General features: G+C 59.6%; 21 protein-coding genes. 5 read left to right on the top strand and 16 right to left on the bottom strand.

The window, feature by feature from the left end; translation table 11 throughout:
* The first annotated feature begins 74 nt into the window (after positions 1–74).
* A complete protein-coding gene (locus tag KGA96_RS01285; protein WP_046039190.1) occupies positions 75–1,130 on the top strand; it encodes a phosphorylcholine phosphatase in 1,056 nt (351 codons plus the stop codon).
* Between the two features lie 205 nt (positions 1,131–1,335).
* Here KGA96_RS01285 and ilvD read toward each other — a convergent pair whose 3' ends face one another.
* The 4 genes from ilvD to KGA96_RS01265 all read right to left on the bottom strand — a co-directional run bounded on the left by ilvD (position 1,336) and on the right by KGA96_RS01265 (position 7,281).
* Positions 1,336–3,177, bottom strand: coding sequence for a dihydroxy-acid dehydratase (ilvD, locus tag KGA96_RS01280; protein WP_046818369.1), 1,842 nt, complete (start codon positions 3,175–3,177; stop codon positions 1,336–1,338).
* A gap of 218 nt (positions 3,178–3,395) precedes the next feature.
* Positions 3,396–4,592: an MFS transporter gene (locus KGA96_RS01275; RefSeq protein ID WP_046039194.1), complete on the bottom strand. Its 1,197-nt coding sequence runs from the start codon at positions 4,590–4,592 to the stop codon at positions 3,396–3,398.
* Positions 4,593–4,594: 2 nt separating this feature from the next.
* A complete protein-coding gene (locus tag KGA96_RS01270; RefSeq protein WP_223465254.1) occupies positions 4,595–5,701 on the bottom strand; it encodes a SagB family peptide dehydrogenase in 1,107 nt (368 codons plus the stop codon).
* Positions 5,702–6,084: 383 nt separating this feature from the next.
* Positions 6,085–7,281 carry a class I SAM-dependent rRNA methyltransferase gene (locus KGA96_RS01265; protein WP_046039197.1) on the bottom strand — a complete coding sequence of 399 codons (1,197 nt, stop codon included), beginning with the start codon at positions 7,279–7,281 and terminating at the stop codon, positions 6,085–6,087.
* Positions 7,282–7,434: 153 nt separating this feature from the next.
* Between KGA96_RS01265 and KGA96_RS01260 the strand changes: the two genes are divergently transcribed.
* On the top strand, positions 7,435–8,304 hold the full coding sequence (locus tag KGA96_RS01260; RefSeq protein WP_046039199.1) for an HDOD domain-containing protein: 870 nt from the start codon (positions 7,435–7,437) through the stop codon (positions 8,302–8,304).
* A gap of 42 nt (positions 8,305–8,346) precedes the next feature.
* Positions 8,347–9,159, top strand: coding sequence for a bifunctional DNA-formamidopyrimidine glycosylase/DNA-(apurinic or apyrimidinic site) lyase (gene mutM, locus KGA96_RS01255; protein ID WP_223465255.1), 813 nt, complete (start codon positions 8,347–8,349; stop codon positions 9,157–9,159).
* 93 nt (positions 9,160–9,252) lie between these two features.
* On the opposite strand, the gene KGA96_RS01250 is transcribed toward mutM, so the two are convergent.
* From KGA96_RS01250 to KGA96_RS01230, 5 genes are all read right to left on the bottom strand, one after another.
* A complete protein-coding gene (locus KGA96_RS01250) occupies positions 9,253–9,504 on the bottom strand; it encodes a YfhL family 4Fe-4S dicluster ferredoxin (protein ID WP_095057374.1) in 252 nt (83 codons plus the stop codon).
* 148 nt (positions 9,505–9,652) lie between these two features.
* A complete protein-coding gene (gene coaD, locus KGA96_RS01245) occupies positions 9,653–10,132 on the bottom strand; it encodes a pantetheine-phosphate adenylyltransferase (RefSeq protein WP_046039203.1) in 480 nt (159 codons plus the stop codon).
* Positions 10,133–10,247: 115 nt separating this feature from the next.
* A complete protein-coding gene (locus tag KGA96_RS01240; RefSeq protein ID WP_223465256.1) occupies positions 10,248–11,843 on the bottom strand; it encodes a GMC family oxidoreductase in 1,596 nt (531 codons plus the stop codon).
* 78 nt (positions 11,844–11,921) lie between these two features.
* Positions 11,922–12,467: a twin-arginine translocation pathway signal protein gene (locus KGA96_RS01235; protein WP_223511356.1), complete on the bottom strand. Its 546-nt coding sequence runs from the start codon at positions 12,465–12,467 to the stop codon at positions 11,922–11,924.
* Between the two features lie 28 nt (positions 12,468–12,495).
* A complete protein-coding gene (locus KGA96_RS01230; RefSeq protein WP_223511354.1) occupies positions 12,496–13,926 on the bottom strand; it encodes a coniferyl aldehyde dehydrogenase in 1,431 nt (476 codons plus the stop codon).
* Between the two features lie 145 nt (positions 13,927–14,071).
* On the opposite strand from KGA96_RS01230, the gene KGA96_RS01225 reads away from it, so the two are divergent.
* Positions 14,072–14,743, top strand: a complete 672-nt coding sequence (locus KGA96_RS01225) for a TetR/AcrR family transcriptional regulator (protein WP_046039211.1) — start codon at positions 14,072–14,074, stop codon at positions 14,741–14,743.
* Positions 14,744–14,775: 32 nt separating this feature from the next.
* A complete protein-coding gene (locus KGA96_RS01220; RefSeq protein ID WP_046039212.1) occupies positions 14,776–15,630 on the top strand; it encodes a sulfurtransferase in 855 nt (284 codons plus the stop codon).
* Positions 15,631–15,699: 69 nt separating this feature from the next.
* On the opposite strand, the gene KGA96_RS01215 is transcribed toward KGA96_RS01220, so the two are convergent.
* From KGA96_RS01215 to KGA96_RS01185, 7 genes are all read right to left on the bottom strand, one after another.
* Positions 15,700–16,539, bottom strand: coding sequence for an AraC family transcriptional regulator (locus KGA96_RS01215; protein WP_046039213.1), 840 nt, complete (start codon positions 16,537–16,539; stop codon positions 15,700–15,702).
* Between the two features lie 3 nt (positions 16,540–16,542).
* On the bottom strand, positions 16,543–17,562 hold the full coding sequence (locus KGA96_RS01210; protein ID WP_411741530.1) for a hydrolase: 1,020 nt from the start codon (positions 17,560–17,562) through the stop codon (positions 16,543–16,545).
* A 73-nt stretch (positions 17,563–17,635) separates the two neighbouring features.
* Positions 17,636–19,081 carry a M16 family metallopeptidase gene (locus KGA96_RS01205; protein WP_223511344.1) on the bottom strand — a complete coding sequence of 482 codons (1,446 nt, stop codon included), beginning with the start codon at positions 19,079–19,081 and terminating at the stop codon, positions 17,636–17,638.
* On the bottom strand, positions 19,074–20,420 hold the full coding sequence (locus tag KGA96_RS01200) for a M16 family metallopeptidase (RefSeq protein WP_223465261.1): 1,347 nt from the start codon (positions 20,418–20,420) through the stop codon (positions 19,074–19,076). Before KGA96_RS01200 ends, KGA96_RS01205 begins: the two co-directional genes overlap by 8 nt.
* A 125-nt stretch (positions 20,421–20,545) precedes the next feature.
* A complete protein-coding gene (rsmD, locus tag KGA96_RS01195) occupies positions 20,546–21,142 on the bottom strand; it encodes a 16S rRNA (guanine(966)-N(2))-methyltransferase RsmD (protein WP_046039216.1) in 597 nt (198 codons plus the stop codon).
* On the bottom strand, positions 21,142–22,632 hold the full coding sequence (locus KGA96_RS01190) for a M16 family metallopeptidase (RefSeq protein ID WP_046039217.1): 1,491 nt from the start codon (positions 22,630–22,632) through the stop codon (positions 21,142–21,144). The genes rsmD and KGA96_RS01190 overlap by 1 nt, the downstream gene beginning before the upstream one ends.
* The gene (locus KGA96_RS01185) at positions 22,625–23,980 is read right to left on the bottom strand and encodes a M16 family metallopeptidase (RefSeq protein WP_046039219.1); all 1,356 of its coding nucleotides are present in this window, start codon (positions 23,978–23,980) and stop codon (positions 22,625–22,627) included. Before KGA96_RS01185 ends, KGA96_RS01190 begins: the two co-directional genes overlap by 8 nt.
* Between the last annotated feature and the right edge of the window lie 240 nt (positions 23,981–24,220).

Below are 24,220 nucleotides of genomic sequence, written 5' to 3'. Positions count from 1 at the left end.
CGGTCGCTGACAGACGAGGACTGTCACACTTATTTGTTAGCGTCGATCTCTTTCACATTCAGGGAGAAACGCCAATGAAGTTCGCACCGAAATTGCTGGCAGCAGCACTTTGCCTGGGCCTTGCCGGCCAGGTGCTTGCAACGGATCTGAAACACTGGCCCGCCGATCAGGCCAAGGCGCTGGAGGCGATGATCGCCGCCAACGCTAACAAAGGTAACTACGCGGTGTTCGACATGGACAACACCAGTTACCGCTACGACCTCGAAGAGTCGTTGCTACCGTTCATGGAGAACAAGGGCCTGATCACCCGCGACAAGCTCGATCCCTCCCTGAAACTGATGCCGTTCAAGGACACCGCCGACCACAAGGAAAGCCTGTTCAGCTATTACTACCGCCTCTGCGAAGTCGACGACATGGTTTGCTATCCATGGGTCGCCCAGGTGTTCTCCGGCTTTACGCTCAAGGAACTCAAGGGCTATGTCGACGAGATGATGGCGTCGGGCAAACCGGTGCCGGCGACTTATTACGAAGGCGACGTGGTCAAGAAGCTCGACGTCAACCCGCCGAAGATCTTCACCGGCCAGCAAGAGCTGTACAACAAGTTGATGGAGAACGGCATCGAGGTCTACGTGATGACCGCCGCCTCCGAAGAGCTGGTGCGCATGGTCGCGGCCGATCCGAAGTACGGCTACAACGTCAAGCCGCAGAACGTGATCGGCGTGTCGCTGTTGCTGAAGGACCCGAAGACTGGCGAGCTGACCACCGCGCGCAAGCAGGTCACCGCCGGCAAGTATGACGAGAAGGCCAACCTCGGCCTCGAACTGACCCCGTACCTGTGGACCCCGGCGACCTGGATGGCCGGCAAGCAGGCGGCGATCCTGACCTACATCGATGAATGGAAAAAACCGGTGCTGGTTGGCGGCGATACCCCGACCAGTGACGGTTACATGCTGTTCCACAGTGTTGACGTGGCCAAGGGCGGCATCCACCTGTGGGTCAACCGCAAGGACAAGTACATGGCCCAGATCCAGGGCATGATGGCCAAGAACGCTGCGGCCCAGGCCAAGGAAGGGTTGACGGTGACGGCTGACAAGAACTGGGTGATCGTGAAGCCGGAAGACATCCAGTAAGACCGAGGCGCTCCAATCGCGGGCAAGCCCGCTCCCACTAGGTTCTGGGTGAAGCACAAATTGTGTGGACTCTGAAGATCCTGTGGGAGCGGGCTTGCCCGCGATGGCGGCGTCACATTCACAGTTGTATCCACTGCCAATCCCGCTTCGCAAACAAAAAAATGCCCCGCACATGGCGGGGCATTTTTTGTTCAACGGTTAAGCCTTACAGCCCGTCAAGCATCGCCTTGTTACGCACAGCACCCTTGTCGGCACTGGTGGCCAGCAGGGCGTAGGCTTTCAGTGCGGTGGTCACTTTACGTGGACGCACTTCCACCGGTTTCCAGCCTTTCTTGTCCTGCTCCACTCGGCGCGCGGCCAGTTCTTCATCGCTGACCAGCAGGTTGATCGAGCGGTTCGGAATGTCGATCAGCACCTTGTCGCCGTCCTGTACCAGGCCGATCGCGCCGCCGGCAGCGGCTTCAGGCGAAGCATGGCCGATGGACAGGCCGGAAGTACCGCCGGAGAAACGGCCATCGGTGAGCAGGGCGCAAGCTTTGCCCAGGCCTTTGGATTTCAGGTACGAAGTCGGGTAGAGCATTTCCTGCATGCCCGGGCCGCCTTTCGGGCCTTCGTAGCGAATGATGACGATGTCGCCTTCTTTCACTTCGTCGGCGAGGATGCCGCGCACGGCGCTGTCCTGGCTTTCGAAGATCTTGGCGTTGCCTTCGAACACGTGGATCGACTCGTCGACGCCAGCGGTTTTCACCACGCAACCGTCCAGGGCGATGTTGCCGTAGAGAACGGCCAGGCCGCCTTCTTGCGAGTACGCGTGCTCGACACTACGGATGCAGCCGTTTTCACGGTCGTCGTCCAGGGTGTCCCAACGGGTCGACTGGCTGAACGCGGTTTGCGTCGGGATGCCCGCAGGACCGGCCTTGAAGAAGTGGTGCACGGCTTCGTCGGTGGTCTGGGTGATGTCCCACTTGGCGATGGCTTCTTCCATGCTGCGGCTATGCACGGTTGGCAACTGGGTGTGCAGCAAACCGCCACGGGCCAGCGAACCGAGAATGCTGAAGATCCCGCCGGCGCGGTGCACGTCTTCCATGTGGTACTTCTGGATGTTCGGCGCGACCTTGCACAGTTGCGGTACGTGACGGGACAGACGGTCGATGTCGCGCAGGTCGAAATCGATCTCGGCTTCCTGTGCAGCGGCCAGCAAGTGCAGGATGGTGTTGGTGGAACCGCCCATGGCGATGTCCAGGGTCATGGCGTTTTCGAACGCCTGGAAGTTGGCGATGTTGCGCGGCAATACCGACTCGTCGTTCTCGCCGTAGTAACGCTTGCACAGCTCGACGATGGTGCGGCCGGCCTGCAGGAACAGCTGCTCGCGGTCACTGTGGGTGGCCAGTGTCGAACCGTTGCCCGGCAATGCCAGGCCCAGGGCTTCGACCAGACAGTTCATCGAGTTGGCGGTGAACATGCCGGAGCACGATCCGCAGGTCGGACAGGCGCTGCGCTCGTACTCGGCGACTTTCTCGTCAGAAGCGCTGGAGTCGGCGGCGATCACCATGGCATCGACCAGGTCGAGGCCGTGGGAAGCGAGTTTGGTCTTGCCGGCTTCCATCGGGCCGCCGGAGACGAAGATCACCGGGATGTTCAGGCGCAGGGACGCCATCAGCATGCCGGGGGTGATCTTGTCGCAGTTGGAAATGCAGACGATCGCATCGGCGCAGTGGGCGTTGACCATGTACTCGACGGAGTCGGCGATGATTTCGCGGCTCGGCAGCGAATAGAGCATGCCGTCGTGGCCCATGGCGATGCCGTCATCGACAGCGATGGTGTTGAATTCCTTCGCCACGCCGCCAGCGCGTTCGATCTCGCGGGCGACCAGTTGGCCCAGGTCCTTGAGGTGCACGTGACCCGGTACGAACTGGGTAAAGGAGTTGGCAATGGCGATGATCGGCTTCTTGAAGTCGTCATCTTTCATCCCCGTGGCGCGCCACAGTGCGCGGGCACCGGCCATGTTGCGGCCGTGGGTGGATGTTTTCGAGCGGTAATCAGGCATGAAGCACTCCGGGCGGCTAATCAGGTATCAAAAGGGAAGTGAGCTTCTATTGACGTCTGGAACACTCAGAAATGGCCGCGTGTCCGGAAGTTGCCGATAACTTTGCGGGATCGCCGCGCGCTTCAGCTTGAGCTCATAAACCCGCCGGGGATGACTGGCGATGAATGTTCGCGATTCTACACGGCTGGCGGCTGGAGGGAATGCCGTAGGGCGCTTGATCATCGCCCGACCCTCGCATTTGTCAGCAACCCCCACAGACTGAAACCGATAAAACTGACGGCAATTGTCACCAGCAGATGGGTTCCTGCCAGGGCTAGCACAGCGCTGCTGATGGCGGCGGTGATGAACATGATTGTATTGCCAGCGGATGCAGCGGTTCCGGCATTACTGGAAAACAACAGCATTGCTGCAGAAATGGCTGCTGGCCGAACCAAGGTGACGGCCAGTGCACTGATTAGCATCGGCACAAACAATGTGAGCGTCGTCATTGCGTCGAAGATCAGGATCAACCCTAAAGCCAGACCGGCGATGCTCAGTAGGCTCAATCCGAGGTTTATCTGTTTGCTGAGGGAAATGCGCTTCTGCGCGGCCGAAGCTAGAGCTCCACCGAGGACGTAAGCCACGCCATAAGCCACCAGAACCAACGCATACTGATATTCAGACAGTTTCAGGACGTCCATGAAAATCAGCGGCGTCACGCTGATAAGGGCAAAGTAACAGGAGAAGACCAGCGCGGCGATCCACCAATAGCGAACAAAGTCTTTGCTGTTCAGGATGGTTTTCAGTGTTGACGTAATAGAAGTGGTTTCGTGGTCGGTTCGGGCTGATCTGGCAGGCAACTCTGATTGCGCATGGATAAAGATACCGAGCGCCATCAGGGAAAACGCATAAAAGCTGCCCTGCCAACCAAAAGATGTTTGCAGCCATGAGCCAAGCAGAGGGGACAGTGCGACAAATGACCCGCTCAGGGTCATGTAATAAATGCGCACCCGGGCTCGATCCTTTTCTTCGAACAGGTCCTCTACTAGCGCGTGGCCCAGCACAAAAAAACCGCACCCCAACGCCTGAACGGCGCGAAAGCCCATAAAAGTCGAATAGTCCGTTGCCTGGGTACAGCCGATCGCACCTATCGAGCACAGGATCAGGCATCCAAGCAGCACTTCCTTACGCCCCCATTTGTCCGAAAGGGGGCCGGTGACCAGTTGCGCGAAAGAAAAAACCAGTGTGAACAAGCTGACCGCAAACGCGATATCAACCATTGATGTATTGAACTCCAGCGCCAAGGCCGGGAAAGAGGGAAGCAGGATGTTGAGTGGGAAAAAGCTGATTAACGAAATATTGGTAATAAGAATGAATCGGGAGATTTTTTGACCTGTGATGTTATCGCTTATCCTGGCGCTTGAGTGCTCTGACATTTTTATGGGTTTCCGGGGTTTACTGGTGGGGTATTTTTGTTCAGTAAGCTTTGTAGTTCCTCACACAATGTCTCTCCCTTGCTGTGTCCAGCACCTATAAAAAGAAATACTTGTTCTGATAGGTCGTCCAGTTTTATAAGTTTTTCTATTTTTGATTCGGTCAGTGCAGCGGTTAGCCAAGTATTCAATCCAAGTGATGTTGCACACAGTTGTATAGTTTGCGAAATGTGGCCGATCTCTAGTAGTGAAACCCGATAGGCTTGCGAGTGAGGGTATTTCCACCACATTTTATCGAGGCGCGAAGTAAGGAATATTCCAAAAGGAATGTTGTCGGCAAAGTGTTGGCCTTGTAGAAGAGAACCGAGAGGGCTGTTCAAACGACTCAATAACTTTAAAGCATGCAAGTTCGGGTGATAGTAATAAATCCCAGGGTCGAGCCCTTGGACGTTATAAGCATATAAATATCCTTCGCTGGCGTTCAGTCCACCACCTGACGGGCTGCTGCGCCGTGCATTGAACATGCCCGGAGTCAGTTCACAGGTATCCGACTCTCGCTCCTTCAGGTAACCGAGACAAAAGTAGAGAAGCGTACTGACATCATTCAGCGACACGCTTTTTTTCCGAAAGGAACGGCATGTTTTCCGCTGCAACAAGACTTGCTTGAATCCGGTATGCCCGTCTAATGCCCTATTGTCAGTCGGGGGTGGCAGGCAGAGCAGGTTCTCACGCTGGAGGTGGGCGAATGGGTGAGGTGGTGGGGGCTCTCGACTCAGCGCCTCCTGACAATGAGCGAAGTAACGATCAGCCCATTCCTTTGTGTTCGTTGGGGTATTGCCAGCACCAAGGTCTTTGGTTCCGATGTGAAAAATCTTCGAAAGGTCATCCCATTGCCAGTCATCTGGAGGTAAGTCCTGTTCGACGAATATACCGGCTTCAAAAAAATCAGTGTCAATTGGGTGGCATTTATCAAATAGTGTTGTTTGCTCGATAAGCTCAATTAATCGACCTGCGTGAGAACTGTCGATTTCGAATTGCTCATGGGTTTTATAGTTCCAGATGAAAAGCCGGGGAGGCTTGGGTAGTAAAAAAATATAGGGGTTCAGTTGCATACGGCATCCCTCTTTTTAAAAGCCGGACAGAAGGTATTCTGCCCGGCTTTTCCTGAGTGATTACTTGGGCGTGCTAAGCATTGCGTGGTGGTGTACCGCTAGATTTTTCTAAAGTTGAACTTTCTTCATGATTCAATCTCCAGTAAAGGTTTTGATATCCACCACTCAAGTATTCAAGTGGTAAGCTGGATGATAGGTCTGGATGGATTGAGGTCAAGCGAAATGGTGTAGGGCGTTTCTCGAAGTGAAGTAGTCCTGTTCCGATAACTTTTACGTGATCGGTAAATGCTTAATAAGGCTGAGGTTTTTGTATTGGTTTCGGATGGCTAGTTGATCGTCCGAACTATTGAAGTGCGGACGATCAATATAAGTGCTGTCAGCAATTAGCTATTCGGCAACAACCGGCAAGTAATGCTCTTGATATACCGCGTCTCGGCAATCGCCGGATGCACCGGATGATCCGGACCCTGACCGCCACGTTCCAGAATCTGGATATTACGGTCCAGGTGGCGGGCGCTGGTCAGCAGGATGTTTTGCAGGTCGTCTTCTGGCAAGTGCATCGAGCACGATGCGCTGACCAGGATGCCGTCCTTGGTAAGCAGGCGCATGGCTTGCTCGTTCAGGCGGCGGTAGGCGCCTTCGCCGTTCTTCATGTCTTTCTTGCGCTTGATGAACGCCGGCGGGTCGGCCACGATTACGTCGAAGCGTTCTTCGCTGGCTTTCAGCTCTTTGAGGGCTTCGAACACGTCGCCTTCGATGCAGGTCATTTTCTCGGCGAAGCCGTTCAGTGCGGCGTTGCGCTCGACACCGTCGAGGGCGAAGGCCGAAGCGTCGACACAGAACACTTCACTGGCGCCGAACGCGGCAGCCTGCACGCCCCAGCCGCCGATGTAGCTGTAGAGGTCGAGCACGCGCTTGCCCTTGGCATAGGGTGCCAGGCGTGCGCGGTTCATGCGGTGGTCGTAGAACCAGCCGGTTTTCTGACCCTGGATGACCGGGGCTTCGAATTTCACGCCGTTCTCTTCCAGTGCAACCCACTCCGGCACCAGGCCGAAAACGGTTTCGACGTAACGGGTGAGGCCTTCGGCGTCACGGGCGGCGGAGTCATTCTTGAACAGAATGCCGCTTGGCTTGAGCACTTGGGTCAGCGCCGCGATCACGTCGTCTTTATGGGCTTCCATGGTCGCCGAAGCGATCTGCACCACCAGGATGTCGCCGAAACGGTCGACCACCAGGCCTGGCAGCAGGTCGGAGTCGCCGTAGACCAGGCGATAGAACGGCTTGTCGAACAGCCGATCGCGCAGGGACAGGGCCACGTTCAGGCGGTGTACCAGCAGCGACTTGTCCAGCGGCAACTTGATGTCACGCGACAGTACACGGGCGCAGATCAGGTTGTTCGGGCTCATGGCAACGATGCCCAGCGGCTTGCCGCCGGCGGCTTCGAGGATCGCCTGGTCGCCGGCCTTGAAACCGTGCAAAGGTGTAGCGGCTACATCGATTTCGTTGCTGTAGACCCACAAGTGACCGTTGCGCAGACGACGGTCGGCGTTGGCTTTGAGGCGCAGGCTAGGCAGGGACATGTCGTCGCTCCGGAAAAAAGAGCGGGAGTATAGCGTGTTGGGACCCCGGATTGGCCTGCAAGTGGACATGTGGCGAGTGTTGTCATGCGATTTGGTATGTCGGATCCAACTTCATAAAGGTTAGAATCACCGTCTGACCCAGAGTGTGCACAAATGTCCCAAGAGCTGACTTCCGAACAGATCCAACAAGCCCTGCAGGGCATCAGCGTACCGGCCCAGCCGCAAATCATGGTGGATTTGCAGATGGAGCAGTACATGCCCGACCCGGATCTGGAAGTCATTGCCAAACTGATTTCCCAGGATCCGGGACTTTCCGGTTCCCTGCTGAAGATCGTCAATTCGCCGTATTACGGGCTGAGCAACAAGATTGCTTCGATCCAGCGCGCGGTGAATCTGCTGGGCAGCCGCTCGATCATCAACCTGATCAATGCACAGTCGATCAAGGGTGAGATGAACGACGACACCATTGTCACCCTGAACCGTTTCTGGGACACCGCTCAGGACGTGGCGATGACCTGCCTGACCCTGGCCAAGCGCATCGGCGTTGAAAATGGCGATGAAGCGTATGCCCTGGGCCTGTTCCATGACTGCGGCGTGCCCTTGATGCTCCAGCGTTTCCCCGACTACATGGGCGTTCTGGAGCAGGCTTATGCCAACGCCAGCGCCGAATACCGGGTGGTGGATACGGAGAATCAGGTGTTCAATACCAATCACTCGGTGGTCGGGTATTACACGGCCAAGTCCTGGCGCCTGCCGGAACACGTGAGCGCGGCGATCGCCAATCATCACAATGCCCTGGCGATATTCAGCGATGAATCTTCGCGCAACAGTTCGTTGAAGAACCTGTTGGCGATCCTGAAAATGGCCGAGCACATTTGCGCGTCGTACCGGGTGCTGGGCAATCAGACCGACGATCACGAGTGGAACAGCATCGCACCGCTGGTGCTCGATTATGTCGGCCTCTCGGACTACGACTTCGAGACCCTCAAGCAGACGATCCGCGACCTCGGCACTCATCGCTGAGTGTCGGAAACTTCCAGGCCATGCACCTGAGCCGAGAGCACCATGCCTGAATTGCCAGAAGTCGAAACCACCCGTCGCGGCATCGCGCCGTACCTGGAAGGCCAGCGGGTCAGCCGGGTGATCGTGCGTGAGCGGCGCTTGCGCTGGCCTATTCCCGAAGACCTCGATGTGCGGTTGTCCGGGCAGCACATCGTATTGGTGGAGCGGCGCGCCAAGTACCTGCTGATCAATGCCGAAGTCGGCACCTTGATCAGCCATTTGGGCATGTCAGGCAATTTGCGGCTGGTGGAGGCCGGGCTGCCGGCGGCCAAGCATGAGCATGTGGACATCGAGCTGGAATCGGGCCTGGCCCTGCGCTACACCGACCCGCGGCGCTTTGGCGCAATGCTCTGGAGCCTTGACCCACTCAATCACGAATTACTGATCCGCCTGGGTCCTGAGCCGCTGACCGACCTGTTCGACGGCGAACGCCTGTTCCAGCAGTCCCGTAGCCGTTCGATGGCGGTCAAGCCGTTCATCATGGATAACGCGGTGGTGGTGGGTGTGGGCAATATCTATGCGACCGAAGCGTTGTTCGCCGCCGGGATCGATCCGCGTCGCGAAGCCAAGGGCATTTCCCGTGCGCGTTACTTGAAGTTGGCCATCGAGATCAAGCGCATCCTGGCGGCCGCCATCGAGCGCGGCGGTACCACGTTGCGGGACTTTGTCGGTGGAGACGGTCAGCCTGGTTATTTCCAGCAGGAACTGTTCGTGTACGGCCGTGGCGGTGAACACTGCAAGGTCTGTGGCACGGGGCTGCGGGAAGTGAAGCTGGGGCAGCGCGCCAGCGTTTTTTGCCCGCGTTGTCAGAGCTGATACGTCAAGCAAGATCAAAAGATCGCAGCCTTCGGCAGCTCCAGGGTTTTGTGTACACCCGGAGCTGCCGAAGGCTGCGATCTTTTAAGCTAATCAAACTTTGCCGGTAATCTTCCGGTACTTCTCCATCAACTGCTCTTCAGTCTCCGGATGAGCTTCGTCCAGTGGAATGCAATCCACCGGGCAGACCTGCTGGCACTGCGGTTCGTCGTAGTGGCCGACACACTGAGTGCATAGGTTCGGGTCGATCACGTAGATCTCTTCGCCTTGGGAAATGGCGGCGTTCGGGCACTCGGGTTCGCAGACGTCGCAGTTGATGCAATCGTCGGTGATGATCAGGGACATGCTAACTCCAGCCGGGGCGGCAAGCCCGGGCGCAATAAACCAATGCACACAATTGTGCCGCATTGGCGCCCGCAGTGCACGCGGGCGCGATCAAGTGCAGAGAGGTGCAGGCTACGAAAGCTGAAAAGATCGCAGCCTGCGGCAGCTCCTACTTCTTGAAGCGTTCGGTCAGTGCGTCCGCCACTACAGGGTGCACGAACTTGGTGATATCGCCGCCCAGGGCTGCGATTTCACGGACCAGCGTCGAGGAAATGAACGAATAACGCTCGGACGGTGTAAGGAACAGGCTTTCCACATCCGGCGCCAGCTGACGGTTCATGTTGGCCAGCTGGAACTCGTATTCGAAGTCCGACACCGCGCGCAATCCACGCAGGAACACGTTGGCGTTTTTCTCTTTGGCGAAGTGCGCCAACAGCGTCGAGAAGCCGACGACTTCAACGTTCGGCAGATGTTTAGTGACCTCGCGCGCCAGTTCTACCCGTTGTTCCAGAGGAAACAAGGGGTTTTTCTTCGGGCTCGCGGCGACGGCGATGATCACGTGATCGAACAGGCGCGAGGCGCGTTCGACCAGATCGCCATGGCCCTTGGTAATAGGGTCGAAGGTACCTGGGTACAACACTCGGTTCATCGCGTCGTCCTGGCGGGAATCCGTTGGGGAGTCGGATGGTATCGCAGCCTTCCCGGTCGGCCAAGTCGCCTTTTGGGTAAGAAAGCACTATAGACGATAGGAATAATCGTCATTTTCATGGGTTTTTTAAACGTTCGGCCAAGGATGTCGCCAGTTGCGCCGTCAGCCCGTAGACCGACAGCTGCGGATTGGCACCAATGCTGGTGGGGAACAGCGAGCCGTCGTGAATCGACAGATTGCCCAGTTGATGATGCCTGCCGAGGCTGTCGGTCACCGCGATTGTCGGGTCTTCACCCATGGCGCAACCGCCCATCACATGGGCACTGCCCAGGCGTGTGCGATACAACTCCAGGCTCAGGCCGTCGATCAGCGTGCGGGCTTCGGCGAGGGTCTTCACGTAGCGGGCGTCGGCGTGCATCGGCATCACGGCCTTGGCGCCACCGGCGAACTGGATCTCGGCCATGGTATGGAACGCCCGGCGCAACCCATCCCAGGCGTAGGGTGATAGCTGGTAATCCAGCACCGGCGTGTCATCGCTGCGCAGTTCGACGCTGCCACCGGGGCTGTCCGGGTGAAAACCGTCCCGCAGCAACGCCAGCATGGCGTGGGTATGGGCCAGATTGGCCATGTGCTGCGAGTTTTCCTGACCGAAACCTCCGAGCAATGTCGTGGCCAGTGCCGGGTGCAGGGGCGGGACTTCCAGTTTGTAGGACATCTTGCCCGTAGTGCCGTCCTGCCATTGGAAATGGTCGGAATAGATCGACTGCGGCGCGCCGTAGAAGGGGTTGACCACTTCGTCGAACAGCGCGGCAGACATGTTCACCGGGTGCAGGAACGTGCGTTTGCCCAGGCGCTTGTGCGGGTCGGGCGCCCCGGAGCGCATCAGCAAGGCCGGGCTGTTGATGCCGCCACCGGCCAGCACGAAATGCCGCGCCTTGACCGTTATGGTTCGCCCGGTCGGTGCGACGCAGCGTTCGTCCATCGCCGAACATTGCAGGCCCGTGACCTTGTCGCCGCTGATCGTGAGTTTTTCGGCGCGGGCCAGGTAAAGCAGTTCGCCGCCTTTTTCCAGTGTCGCTGGAATGGTGGTGACCATCATCGATTGCTTGGCGTTGGTCGGGCAACCCATGCCGCAGTAGCCGAGGTTCCAGCAGCCGCGAACGTTGCGCGGGATGACGTGCCATGAGTAATTCAGTGCTTCGCAGCCCTTGCGGATCACATCATTGTTGGCGTTGGGTGGCACCATCCACGGCGCCACACCCAGGCGTTGCTCCATTTTCTCGAACCACGGCGCCATTTCCGCCGGGCTGTGGCCCTTGACGTTGTGCTCTTTGGCCCAGTGTTCCAGGGTCGGCTCCGGGGTGCGGAAACTGGAGGTCCAGTTGATCAGCGTGGTGCCGCCCACCGCCCGGCCCTGGAGGATGGTGATTGCGCCGTCCTTGCTCATGCGGCCGATGCCTTCCTGATAAAGGCTGGCGTAGGCCTGGTCTTCCAGCAGCTTGAAGTCGCTGCTGGTCTTGAGTGGGCCTTCCTCGATCAGCAGTACCTTGTAGCCAACCGCGCTGAGGATTTCGGCGGTGGTGCCGCCGCCGGCACCGCTGCCGATGATCGCCACGTCCGCTTCGAGTGTCAGGTCCTGGGTCAGTTGCGAGCCGTTGTAGGTTTTCCAGCCTCGGGCCATGCCTTCGCGGAACGGATCGGGTACGGGCATCTTCGGGTTCTCTTTTTATTATTGAGGTACACGTTCAAGTGTGGGAGCGAGCCTGCTCGCGATAGGGGCGACTCGGTCTCAGACCGTAGGCGGCCCGGGATACCCGCAATGCGCCCACGATTCCTTGCGGCCGTACCAGGCCATCATCACCAGTTGCAGCAAGGAACTGTGACCCATGCGCAACAGGCTCAACGAGCTGTTTTCCCAGCGATCGAGAAAGGCTCGGATGTCGTTGGCGCTGGCGTTTTCCCAGCTGCCCCAGATCCCGGTCAGCGGTCCGCGGGTCACGGCCATGCCCAGCACATCGAACAGTTGCTGGGTCAGCTTGAGCATTTCCGGCGACAGGTGGGCGAGGTTGTAATCCAGGCTTTTCAGCGTGCCCTCGACAGCCTCGGGCATCCGTTCGGTGGTCACGGCACCCTCAAGCATGACCGGAATCAACGCCCGTAAAAACAACAGGTCGCCACTGCGTAGAGTGATGAAACCATTGGCCGGGACGCTCGACGAGCAGCCGCTGAGGCTGGCTCCGAGCCCGGCGGTGGCGAGGAAAGCTGTGGCGCCGAGGCTGAATTTAAGCAGCCCGCGCCGTGACAGCGCGGGTGTATCGGACAGGCTGGGGTTCATTATTGTTATTACCCGACGGTGATGATCGTTAGCGGATGAACAGCTTCTGGATCAGCTTCTGAATCGACTTGCCGTACGGCGGATAGATCAACTTCGCGGCATTGAACCGTTGTTTGATCAGCACGCCTTTGGCCTTGCTGAAGGTCAGGAACCCTTCATGGCCGTGGTAGTGGCCCATGCCCGAGGCACCAATGCCGCCAAACGGCATGTCGTCCTGGGCGACGTGCAGCAGTGTGTCGTTCAGGCACACGCCGCCGGAATGGGTTTCGTGCAGCACGCGCTGTTGTTCGCGCTTGTCGTAGCCGAAGTAATACAGGGCCAGTGGGCGAGGGCGCTGGTTGATGTAGGCAAATGCCTGGTCCAGATCCTTGTACGGCACGATCGGCAGCAACGGCCCGAAGATTTCGTCCTGCATCACCGTCATCTCGTCCGTGACGTTGAGCAGCAGGCTATGGCTCATGCGACGCCCCTGGCCTTGGTCGAACAGCGGCATCAGCAGCGCGCCCTTGCTGGTGGCGTCGCTAACGTAACCGTTGAGGCGCGCCAGTTGTCGCTCATTGATGATCGCGGTGTAGTCCGGGTTGTCGGCCAGCGTCGGATAAAACCCACGGACGGCTGTGCGATAGGCTTCGACGAAACCTCCGACGCGATCCTCCGGCACTAGCACATAGTCCGGTGCCACGCAGGTCTGGCCGGCATTCAGGGTCTTGCCGAAGGCGATGCGCTCGGCGGCGTCCTTGAGCGGCACATCCCGGGAAACGATGGCTGGGGACTTGCCGCCCAGTTCCAGGGTCACCGGTGTCAGGTTTTCCGCGGCGGCGCGCATCACGTGTTTGCCGATGCTGGTGGCGCCGGTGAACAGCAGGTGATCGAACGGCAGGCGTGAAAACGCCACGCCCATATCCGCCTCGCCCAGAACCACGCAAACCAGGTCTTCGGGGAAGATTCGCGCCAGCAGTTGCTTCATCAGCAGGCCGGTCGCAGGGGTCGACTCACTGAGCTTGAGCATCACCCGATTGCCCGCCGACAGTGCGCCGACCAACGGTCCGATGGCCAGGTACAACGGGTAGTTCCACGGCACGATGACCCCGACCACGCCCAGCGGTTGGTAAACCACTTTGGCCGAAGCCGGTTGGAAGGCTGCGCCCACCTTGCGTCGCGAGGCTCGCATCCAGCCCTTTAGATGTTTGCTGGCGTAATGGATGCCGTGCAGGCTGGGCATCAACTCCGCGAGCAGGGTTTCATCGGCGCTGCGATTGCTGAAGTCCTGGCTGATCGCATCGATCAGGGCCTGGCGCTCATTGTTCAACAAATCCTTTAGCGCCTTGAGCCATTGCTGGCGCTGCGCGGCCGGTGGCATCGGGTTGGCGGCGTAGGCGGCACGCTGGGCGTCGAACAGGGCCTGAAGCTCTTCCAGCGGCTGCTGTAGGTTCTGCAGGTAGGAAATTTCAGCAGTCATGGTCGGCTCCGGATTTATTGTAATGAAGCACTTTTTAGAGTCTATGCTCTAAAAAGTCAAATGACATCCTGGAACAGCTTTGTTTTATCCGCTCGCGGATAGATCTAAGATGCCCGTCAACGCACTCTGAATTAAAGCTCAAGCCATGGCCCCACGGATCAAAACCAGCGAGCGCATCGTGCAGAACAGCCTGGAGCTGTTCAACCAGCAGGGCGAGCGCAGCATCAGTACCAACCACATTGCTGCCCACATGGAAATTTCCCCGGGCAACCTGTACTACCACTTCCCGAACAAGCAGGCGATCATCGCCGTGTTGTTCAGCGAGTACGAAAGCCTGGTGGACAGCTTCCTGCGCCCGCCCCAGGGACGCGCCGCCACGGTGGAAGACAAACGTTTCTACCTCAAGGAACTGCTGTCGGCGATGTGGCGCTACCGGTTTCTGCATCGCGACCTCGAACATTTGCTCGACAGCGATCCGGACCTGGCCGACCGCTATCGACGCTTCTCCCAGCGCTGCCTGATCCAGGGTTCGGCGATCTACGAAGGTTTCGTCGCCGCCGGTATCCTGAAGATGGACAAGGTGCAGATCGAGTCCCTGACGCTCAATGCCTGGATCATCCTCACGTCCTGGGTACGTTTCCTGTGCACCACGCGAGAGAACTCCAGCCACTTGAGCGAGCAGGCCATTAAACGCGGGGTGTATCAGGTGCTGGTGCTGGAAGCCGGGTTTGTCACGGATGAGGCCCGCGATGCGGTCAGCGCCTTGTTCGACGAGTTTTACGTGCCCCTCGCCCAGGCACTGGAAGAAGTACAGTAGGATCAAGGCCGAGTTAATCACAGGAGCCCGCTATGCCCATTGCGCAACTGATCAGCCCGCAAGCACTGGACCTGAAAAAGGACCAGCCGGGGCTGGTGATTCTGGATTGTCGTTTTGCCCTCGAAGACCCGGATTACGGCCAGCGCAGCTATGCCGAAGGGCACATCGCCGGTTCGAGCTATGCCGACCTCGAGCGTGATCTGAGTGGCGCGGTGGTCAAGGGCGTGACCGGGCGTCATCCGTTACCCGAGCCGGCGCAACTGATCGAGCGCCTGCAAGCCTGGGGCATCAACGCCGATAGCGAAGTGGTTCTGTATGACGACGGTCCGGGGGCCTATGCGGCGCGGGCCTGGTGGTTGCTGGCATGGTTGGGCAAGCGCGACGGTGTATTCATCCTCGATGGCGGTCTCAAGGCCTGGCACGCGGCCGGTTTGCCGCTGAGCCTGGATGCGCCGGCGATTACCCGTGGCTCCTTCACCGGCAGTCCTGACTTGGCGTTGCTGATCGATGCCGAGCAGTTGCAAAAGCGCCTCGCGCGGCCGGAACTGACCCTGCTCGATGCCCGTGCATTGCCGCGTTTCAAGGGTGAAGTGGAACCGATCGATCCGATCGCCGGGCACATTCCCGGTGCCCAGTGTGCGGCGTTTACCGACAACCTGGGCAGTGACGGGCGTTTTCTGCCGGCCGATCAGCTCAAGCAGCGTTTCGCCGCGAAACTGGGCGATCGCTCGCCGAATGATCTGGTGGCGTACTGCGGTTCCGGCGTGACGGCGTGCCACAACCTGTTTGCGTTGTGTCTGGCCGGTTATCCGTTGGGTTCGTTGTATGCCGGGTCGTGGAGCGAATGGATCAACGAGCCTGCGCGGGGCATCGCCACCGGCGAATAAACACCACAAAACCCTGTGGGAGCGAGCTTGCTCGCTCCCACAGGGATGGATGGTGTTTTTGAGACCTGGTTAAACCTCAAGTCCCCGTTTTGCACTGCGATACGCCCCCGGTCCAACTCCATACACCTGCTTGAACTGCCGGCTCAGATGGCTCTGGTCGGCAAACCCCAGTTGCATCGCGACTTCCAGCGGCAAACAACCACGTTGCAGCAACGCCCGCGCCTGGGCGATGCGTTGTTGCATCAGCCAGGTGTGCGGCGGCATGCCGGTGGCCCGGCGGAACACCCGGGCGAAATGGAATGGCGAGAGATTGACCGCCGCCGCCAGCGCCTCCAGCGAGGGTGGTGCTGCCAATTGTGCGTGCAGCAATTCCTTGGCCAGGCTCACGGCCCGGTGTTCCTTGCCGGGTTTGCCGGCATCGGGCACCGCCGCATGACGCTGCAACAGCGACAGCACCAGTTCGCGCCAGACCGTTTGTTGCTGCAATGCGGTGGCGGGGCTTTCCAGCAAGCGGTGGAGTTGGCAGAAGCCGTTCACAAGATCCTGGTCGCGATACAGCGTGGCACCGAAGGCCGGCAAGTGATGGGTCGGCAGTTCGAGTTCAGCCAGCAGGGAGGTCATCTGCTCGCTGTCCGGATAGAACGCCCGGTACAGCCAGCCATCCTCGGTGCCTTTATGGCCGGTGTGCAATTCATCGGGATTGATCAGCACCAGCGTGCCGCTGCCCGCCAGGTGTTCGGCACCGCGATAGCGATAACGCTGGGCGCCGGCCATGATCATGCCGATCACATAGCCGTCATGCACATGAGGGGCGAAACGATGATCGATGTAGCGTGCGGACAATAGCTCGACCCCGGCCAGCGGCGGGGTTTGCCAGAAGTGAATTGACTCGCCTTGGTCAGCATCCATGATTCAAGTGCGCCCTGAGGCGGCCAGCCACTCGGGGATGCGCCGCTCCAGGTAGTAGCCAGGTTGCGTGAGCGTACCGTCGACGAAGCCGACATGCCCGCCCTTGGCTTGCAGTTCGAATTGCGTGCAAGGGGACAACTCATCGACGTGCGGCAGGCTGTGGGGAAACACGAAGGGGTCGTCGGCGGCCTGAATCATCAAGGTCGGCGTACGGATTTCGCCAAGGAAATAGCGGCTGGAGGCGCGGCGATAGTAATCCTCTGCATCGGCGAAACCGTGCAGTGGCGCGGTGACGCGACCGTCGAAATCCCAGAACGTGCGCATGTTTTCCAGTGATCCGAGGGCCGCCAGGGCTGCCAGGCCCTCCTCGCGTCCGTCGTGCTGGAACTGTCGTTGTTTGTTCTTGATATAGGCAACCATCTCGCGCATGAAATGCGCCTGGTAAACCTTGGAGAAGCCCTGGCCGATGCGGTCGGCGCACTGGTCCAGGCGGAACGGCACCGACACCGCCACGGCGCCCATCACACCGCTGTCGCTGCCGGTTTCGCCCAAATGCTTGAGCAGGACATTACCGCCCAGGGAGTAACCCACCGCATACAGTGGCGCGAGAGGTCGTTTGGCTCGCAAGTGCCTGATGGTTTCGGCCAGGTCTTCGCTGGCGCCGGAATGGTAGCTGCGCGGCAACAGGTTGGGTTCGCCCGAACAGCCGCGCCAGTTCAGCGCGACGCTGGCCCAGCCTCGGTCACCCAGGGCTTTTTGCATGCCGGCAACGTAAGGCGAATTCGACGAACCGGTGAGCCCGTGCAACACCAGTACCAAGGGGGCGCCGGCGCTGTGCGGGCCATGCCAGTCGAGGTCGAGAAAATCGCCGTCTTCAAGCCAAAGACGTTCGCGTTCGCGGCCGATGTGCACGGTTTTACGCCACAACGGCCCCCACAAGGTTTGCAAGTGCGGATTGCCGAGGCCGAAGGCGGGGGTAAAGGGCGGCGGTGAGGCCAGTGCGGGGTGCGATTGCACAGTCATTCTCGGTGGAAGTGTTCATGCGTCTGCCCGAAGACGCGGCGGGACAGCGCCGCGACCGCATCGTCATGGCTGTCTAACTTGCCACATTCTCGCCAGGCATGCGACACATGGCATTGGTTGCGCTTTCGCTCGGAGCTGGCAGCGGTTGTTGATCTGTCTTCGGCCCCAGGATGACAACGCGCCATTGATCGGCGTGGTGATGCCGATTGAGCGCGCTTTTGATTGAGGCGGGGCTCAGCTTCAAGGCTGCTTGCGTGGCAAAGTCGAGGTCCAGCGGCAGATTGTGCACGCTGATGGCGTACAACTGTCTCAGAATCTGCAAATTGGTGACGCTGTTCAGTGGCGCGCTACCGGTCAGTTGCTGTTGGCTGTCTTCGAGTTCCTGTCGGGTCGGCCCTTGGGCGAGAAAGTCGCTGAACATCGTCTTGATATGGGCCAGCACGGCATCGGCCTGCTCTGGTCGGGTTTGCAGTTCAATGGTCAGCAACCCTTGTGCCTGAAGGGCAGAAAGGTCGGCTTTGACGTGATAGGTCAGGCCTCGGCGTTCACGCAGTTCATTGGTCAGCCGGTTGGTGAAAATCCGCATGGCCATTTGCAGCGCGACGTAGTCCGGACCGCTTCGCAGGTCACTTGGCTGGGCGAGGCGCAGGTAAGCCTGGGTCGATGGTCGTTCAACGCGCAGCAAGCTCGGGGCTGTTGGACTTGTCACTGGCTTGATCGCGGCAGCGGCCGGTCCCAGGGGCAAGGCCGCGGAAATCTGCGTACCAATACGCTGGGCTTCTTCCTCGGTGAGGTCACCGACCAGTGTGATCTGGGCATTGCCTGCGGCATAAGCCTCGCGATGAAAGTCTTGCGCCAAGGAGCGGGTGATGGAGGCAAGCCCGGCCCGGGTTCCGTAGAGGGACTGAGCATTGCCGTGCTCGGGAAACAGCTGAGCGAGGTTCGCTTGTCGGGCTTGAGCGGCATGGGACTGGTCTTCAAGGTCCAGAAAGTACTGCAATTGGGATTTCACCCCAGGCAGGGACTCTTGCGGCAACAGCGGTTTGCCGAGTACCTGGGCAAACAGCTCCAGGGCTGGAGTGCGCCGTGATTCGTCACTCAGACTACGCAGGGAAAACCAGGTCCGGTCCTGGCTGATACCCATATTCATCCTTGCACCCAGATTATCGAACGTCGCCTGTATGGCGTTGACGTCCTTGCCGGTCACTCCTTCGTTCAAAAGGCTATAGGTGACAGCGGCCAGGCCGGGTTGAATCGGTGTGTGGGCGCTGCCGGCGGCAAAGCTTACAAGAGCATCGAACATCGGCAGGCCAGGGGTGCGGATGAACAGGATCTTCGTTCCGCCGAGAGTTTTGTAACCCTTGATCGGCAGCGTACGTTGGGTCGCCGGAGCCTGTGGTTCATTGAGCGATTGCAGCCCCGGTTTCCGGGCCTCCGTGGTTGCAGCGGCAGGGGCCTGTGCACTCAACAGCATGCCGGCCAGGATCAATCCATTGATGAGACCTTTGAGCTTATCCATTGTTTTTCTCCGGCAGGATTTTCGCGGTACTCAGGCGCTCACGCGTCAGGTAAGTCTTTGCGACTTGTTGAATATCCAGGGGAGTGACCTTGTTCAGCTCATCCGTGTCCTGATCGGTTAGCCGCCAGTCCAGACCGATGGTTTCCAGCAGGCCCAGGGTGTTGGCCTGCCCTTCCAGATCATCCTGCGCATAAACCGTGTTAGCGATCACAAGGTTTTTCGCGCGCTCCAGTTCTGCCGGTTCCGGTGCCTTGCTCTTCAGTGATTCGATCACTTGCCACAGGCGGGCGAGGCCTTCGTCAGCGTCATTGAGCTTGTCCGGGTTGAGCTGGGTGCTGATGGTCAGCAACGAATCACCGCGATTGAAGGCGTCGTACTCTGAGTTGGCCTCAGTGAATATCGCCTCGCTCCGTTGCAGTTGCTGTTTGATCCGCGCGCTACTGGATCCGGCCAGTAACATATCGAGCAAGCGCAGGGCATGGGCGGTCCGACGATCCGGTGCCGTGGCCAGGCTGGGCGCGTTGAAGCTCATGATCAGGCGCGGGGAGGCTACGGGTGCATGCAGGGTCAGTGACCGTTCACCGGCAGAAGCCAGCTCGACGGGGGCAGGCGCCACGGGTGTCGCACGTCGCTCAAGGTGGCCGAAGTGCTGCTGTGCCAGGGCCTTGATCTGCTCGGGTGCAACATCGCCAACGACCACCAGCGTCGCATTGCTTGGCGAATACCAGGCCTGATACCACTGCCGCAATTGCACGGCGTTCATTCGTTGCAAATCGTGCATCCAGCCAATCGTCGGGGTGCGGTAGCCGCTGGCCGGGTGGGCGATGCTGTTCAGTCGTTCGTGAGCAGACACGGTGATCTCATCATCAACGCGCATCCGGCGCTCCTCCTGAATGACCTTGAGCTCCGGCGTGAAGTCCTGTGCATCCAGCTCGGCCGTATTCATCAGGTCGGCCAGTATTTCGAAAGCGACGCCAGTGCGGCCGGAAGGCAGTGTCTGGTAAAAGACCGTGAAGTCAGTGCCGGTATATGCGTTTTGATTGGCGCCAAGCTTTTCCAGTATCACCGCGAACTCTCCGGCGCAGGCCTTGCTGCTGCCTTTGTAGACCATGTGTTCGAGGGCGTGGGACAGGCCGGACTGGCCGGGCGGTTCGTAGCTTGAACCGACCTTGATCCAGAGTTGGGCGGTGACGATGGGGGAGCGGTGGTCCTCGCGCACGACAACCTTGAGGCCGTTATCCAGTACGAAGTCTTGCGTCGCAGGAGGGGTCGCTGCGCTGGCCATGAGCGGCAGCCAGGCGATAAAGGGCAGCACAAATATGCTGCGGGAGATGTTCATCCGTGTTCATCCTCAGTGGTTTGCAGTTAATTGCGCAAACCACTGTGGATGATCCGGAAGGACGTCAGGCGGTAACTATGTAGTGCACTTCACAACCGGTTTGGGGCAGTCGCCCCGCCGAAATGTCAGGCGCTGCGTTGCCACAACGAGTAATACACGCGCCCGGATTTCTGCTCCCGGTGCAGGCGCCAGTTCTCCGGTAGGCCCAGGGTCGACGGCGCCGACTCGCTTTCGGTGTACACCCAGGCGTCTTCCGCCAGCCATTGGCGCTCTTCGAGCAACTTGCAAACGGCAGGCAGCAGGTTCTGGTTGAACGGCGGATCGAGGAACACCAGGTCGTAGGCCGTTGCGGTCTGGGTTTCCAGGTAGCGCAGGGCGTCGGCGGTCTGGACCTGGCCGTTGGTGCAACGCAGCGTGCCCAGGTGTTCCTTCAGGCTGGACACCGCGATACTGCTGGCGTCCAGCGCCTGGCCCATGGCTGCGCCACGGGACAGGGCTTCGAGGAACAGTGCGCCACTGCCGGTGAACGGGTCGAGCACCTTGGCGCCCGGCACGTAAGGCGCGAGCCAGTTGAACAGGGTTTCACGCACTCGGTCCGGCGTCGGGCGCAGGCCTGGGGCGTCGGGGAAACTCAGCTTCCGGCTGCGCCATTCGCCGCCGATGATGCGCAACTGGTTCACGCCGTTATGGACGTTCTTGGCGGGTTTTTTAGGATGGGCCATTAATGCTCCGGAACCCCGAGCGGTTGCTCGGAAGGTTTATCAGTAGGGGCCGGTAACGGCTTTTGCGGCACGGTCGGGCCAGCGCTGACGATGACCATCTTGTCCGTGCTCAGGTGTTTGTTCATGGCGGCTTTGACCTGCTCGACGGTCAAGTCCTGGGACTGTTGCATGAAGTCTTCCAGGTGACTCAACGGCAAGTTGTAGAAACCGATGGCGCCAAGCTGGCCGACGATATCGGCATTGCTCGCGGTGGACAGCGGGAAGCTGCCGGCCAGTTCGCGCTTGGCGTCGTCGAGTTCTTTTTCGGTCGGACCGGTTTTAAGGTAGTCGGCCAACACATCCTGCACCAGTTTCAGGGTGCCCTCGCTCATCTCGGCGCGGGTTTGCAGGTTGATCATGAACGGGCCACGCGCCTGCATCGGGGTGAAACCCGAATACACGCCGTAAGTCAGGCCACGCTTCTCGCGCACTTCGCTCATCAAGCGGGTGCCGAAGCCGCCGCCACCGAGAATCTGGTTACCCATGGACAACGCAGCGTAGTCCGGATCGTCGCGGTCGATGCCCAGTTGCGCGAGCATCAGGTTGGTCTGCTTGGACGGGAACTCGATATGGCCGACGCTGGCCTTGGGCTCGACCGGTTGGGCAATTTTCGGCAAGGCCGGGCCTTTGGGCAGGGCGCTGGAAACCTGGGCGGCAATCGCTTCCGCTTCCGCGCGCGACAGGTCGCCGACCAGTGCGATCACCACATTGCCGGCTGCGTAGGCTTTCTCGTGGAAAGCACGCAGTTGGGCCACGGTGATCGCCGGGACGGTTTTCGCCGTGCCGTCGCTGGAATGCGCGTATGGGTGATCACCGTACAAGCGGTTCATCAGTTCCAGGCTCGCCAGTTTGCCGGGATTCTGTTTCTGGTATTCGAAGCCGGCGAGCATCTGGTTCTTGATGCGGGCAAACGAGTCGGCGGGGAAGGTCGGTTTGCCGACGACTTCGGCGAACAGCTTCAGGGCTGGCTCGCGCTTGTCCTTGGCACTCAGGCTGCGCAGCGAAGCGATTGCCATGTCCTTATAAGCGCCGTTGCCGAAATCGACGCCCAGGCCTTCGAAGCCCTGGGCAATGGCACCGACGTCTTTGCCGGCCACGCCTTCGTTGAGCATGGCGTTGGTCAACACCGCCAGGCCCGGTGCGTCGCCGTCCTGGCTGCTGCCGGCAGCGAAGATCAGGCGCATGTCGAACATCGGTAGCTCATGGGCTTCGACAAACAGCACCTTGGTGCCTTCGGCGGTGTTCCAGGTCTGCACATCCAGCTTGCGGTGGTCCGGTGCCTTACCGTTGAGTTCGGTCAGCGATTGCAGTTTCTGGCTGGCCTTGGCCTTGTCCAGGGCTTCGCTGGCATTGGTTTGCTCAGGGCGCGACAAATAGAACGCTGCGGAACCGATAACGGCGACGGCGACCAGGCCGATCAGGGCCAGGCGAGAGGGTTTACGCTCACTCATGAGTCGTCTCCAGAGGCAGTACATGGGCGACGCTGAGACGTTCGCGGGTGAAATACAGCTTGGCGGCTTTCTGGATATCTTCCGGCGTGACGCTTTCCAGATCGGACAGTTCGGTGTCCATCAGTTTCCACGACAGGCCGACGGTTTCCAGTTGGCCGATGGCCGTGGCCTGACTGGTGATCGAGTCGCGCTCGAAGACCAGGCCGGCGATGACTTGTGCGCGTACGCGTTCCAGCTCTTCGGCGGTAGGCGCCGTGGTTTTCAGCTGGTCGAGCAGCTTCCACAAACCGGCTTGCGCCTGGGCGATGGTCTTGTGTTTCTGCGAGTTTGGCGATGCCGACAGGGTAAAGAGGCTGTCGCCACGGGTGTAGGCGTCGTAACTCGACGAGCCGCCGGACACCAGTTCTTCTCCGCGCTCCAGTTGCGTCGGGATGCGACCGCTGTAGCCGCCATCGAGCAGTGCCGAGATCAGGCGCAGGGCATTGACCAGGCGCTTGTCTTCGGCGGTGGCGATGCTCGGCACGTTGAAGGCCAGCATCAGGCTAGGCAGTTGGGTCTGCACGTGCAGAGTGATCTGGCGCTCGCCCGGTTCGGCCAGTTCCAGCGGCTTTTTCGCGGCGGGCACTTCACGCTTGGCGATCGGGCCGAAATAGCGTTGGGCCAGGGTTTTGACTTCGTCCGGGGTGACATCGCCAACCACCACCAGCGTGGCGTTGTTGGGCACGTACCAGGTTTCGTACCAGTGGCGCAGCTCTTCGACTTTCATCCGCTCAAGGTCGGCCATCCAGCCGATGGTCGGCGTGTGATAGCCGCTGGCCGGGTAGGCCATGGCCTTGAAGCGCTCGTAGGCCTTGGCCATCGGCTTGTCGTCGGTGCGCAGGCGGCGCTCTTCCTTGATGACTTCGATTTCCTTGGCGAACTCATCGGGTGGCAGGCGCAGGCTGGCCATGCGGTCGGCTTCCAGCTCGAAGGCCACGCCCAGGCGATCCCGGGCCAGCACCTGGTAGTACGCGGTGAAATCATCGCTGGTGAATGCGTTTTCTTCGGCACCGAGGTCGCGCAGGATCAGCGAGGCTTCGCCGGGGCCGACTTTCTCGCTGCCCTTGAACATCATGTGCTCCAGGGCGTGGGACAGGCCGGTATTGCCCGGTGTCTCGTAGCTGGAGCCGACCTTGTACCAGACCTGGGAAACCACCACGGGCGCACGGTGGTCTTCGCGCACGACCACCTTCAAGCCATTGTCGAGAGTGAATTCGTGGGTGGGTTGCGGGTCGGCAGCCAGGGCCGAAAGGGGCAGGCAAACTGTGCTGAGCAGCAGGCCAGCGGCGCGGCGGGCAAGAGCATTCATTCGTTTTCAAACCTTTGGGGCTGCCCGCTTGTTCTTAGCGTCAGCGGGCGAGAGGTAGGGCGTGTCATCAATCATTACCAGTACCGCGCCGGAGCCTGATAGTCCGCAGGGCAAGGCGCGAGGAGTGTAGTTTGGTCATTCCAAATAAACTCCGAGCAACGCAGCCCTGCGGACTATCAGGCCCGGCCCTCCGGGTGGTCGCCTGAAAGCGGGCCATACTGCGTTGCAGTCCTTGGCAAG

It is taken from the genome of Pseudomonas sp. GL-R-26, from assembly GCF_019947365.1.
Lineage (GTDB): Bacteria > Pseudomonadota > Gammaproteobacteria > Pseudomonadales > Pseudomonadaceae > Aquipseudomonas.
Note: the sequence above shows the minus strand (reverse complement) of the source record. Positions and strands in the feature narration are given on the sequence as shown.

Coding starts and splice junctions, on each gene's coding strand:
- KGA96_RS01285 (WP_046039190.1), top strand. CDS start 75: ATGAAGTTCGCACCGAAATTGCTGGCAGCAGCACTTTGCCTGGGCCTT.
- ilvD (WP_046818369.1), bottom strand. CDS start 3,177: ATGCCTGATTACCGCTCGAAAACATCCACCCACGGCCGCAACATGGCC.
- KGA96_RS01275 (WP_046039194.1), bottom strand. CDS start 4,592: ATGTCAGAGCACTCAAGCGCCAGGATAAGCGATAACATCACAGGTCAA.
- KGA96_RS01270 (WP_223465254.1), bottom strand. CDS start 5,701: ATGCAACTGAACCCCTATATTTTTTTACTACCCAAGCCTCCCCGGCTT.
- KGA96_RS01265 (WP_046039197.1), bottom strand. CDS start 7,281: ATGTCCCTGCCTAGCCTGCGCCTCAAAGCCAACGCCGACCGTCGTCTG.
- KGA96_RS01260 (WP_046039199.1), top strand. CDS start 7,435: ATGTCCCAAGAGCTGACTTCCGAACAGATCCAACAAGCCCTGCAGGGC.
- mutM (WP_223465255.1), top strand. CDS start 8,347: ATGCCTGAATTGCCAGAAGTCGAAACCACCCGTCGCGGCATCGCGCCG.
- KGA96_RS01250 (WP_095057374.1), bottom strand. CDS start 9,504: ATGTCCCTGATCATCACCGACGATTGCATCAACTGCGACGTCTGCGAA.
- coaD (WP_046039203.1), bottom strand. CDS start 10,132: ATGAACCGAGTGTTGTACCCAGGTACCTTCGACCCTATTACCAAGGGC.
- KGA96_RS01240 (WP_223465256.1), bottom strand. CDS start 11,843: ATGCCCGTACCCGATCCGTTCCGCGAAGGCATGGCCCGAGGCTGGAAA.
- KGA96_RS01235 (WP_223511356.1), bottom strand. CDS start 12,467: ATGAACCCCAGCCTGTCCGATACACCCGCGCTGTCACGGCGCGGGCTG.
- KGA96_RS01230 (WP_223511354.1), bottom strand. CDS start 13,926: ATGACTGCTGAAATTTCCTACCTGCAGAACCTACAGCAGCCGCTGGAA.
- KGA96_RS01225 (WP_046039211.1), top strand. CDS start 14,072: ATGGCCCCACGGATCAAAACCAGCGAGCGCATCGTGCAGAACAGCCTG.
- KGA96_RS01220 (WP_046039212.1), top strand. CDS start 14,776: ATGCCCATTGCGCAACTGATCAGCCCGCAAGCACTGGACCTGAAAAAG.
- KGA96_RS01215 (WP_046039213.1), bottom strand. CDS start 16,539: ATGGATGCTGACCAAGGCGAGTCAATTCACTTCTGGCAAACCCCGCCG.
- KGA96_RS01210 (WP_411741530.1), bottom strand. CDS start 17,562: ATGACTGTGCAATCGCACCCCGCACTGGCCTCACCGCCGCCCTTTACC.
- KGA96_RS01205 (WP_223511344.1), bottom strand. CDS start 19,081: ATGGATAAGCTCAAAGGTCTCATCAATGGATTGATCCTGGCCGGCATG.
- KGA96_RS01200 (WP_223465261.1), bottom strand. CDS start 20,420: ATGAACATCTCCCGCAGCATATTTGTGCTGCCCTTTATCGCCTGGCTG.
- rsmD (WP_046039216.1), bottom strand. CDS start 21,142: ATGGCCCATCCTAAAAAACCCGCCAAGAACGTCCATAACGGCGTGAAC.
- KGA96_RS01190 (WP_046039217.1), bottom strand. CDS start 22,632: ATGAGTGAGCGTAAACCCTCTCGCCTGGCCCTGATCGGCCTGGTCGCC.
- KGA96_RS01185 (WP_046039219.1), bottom strand. CDS start 23,980: ATGAATGCTCTTGCCCGCCGCGCCGCTGGCCTGCTGCTCAGCACAGTT.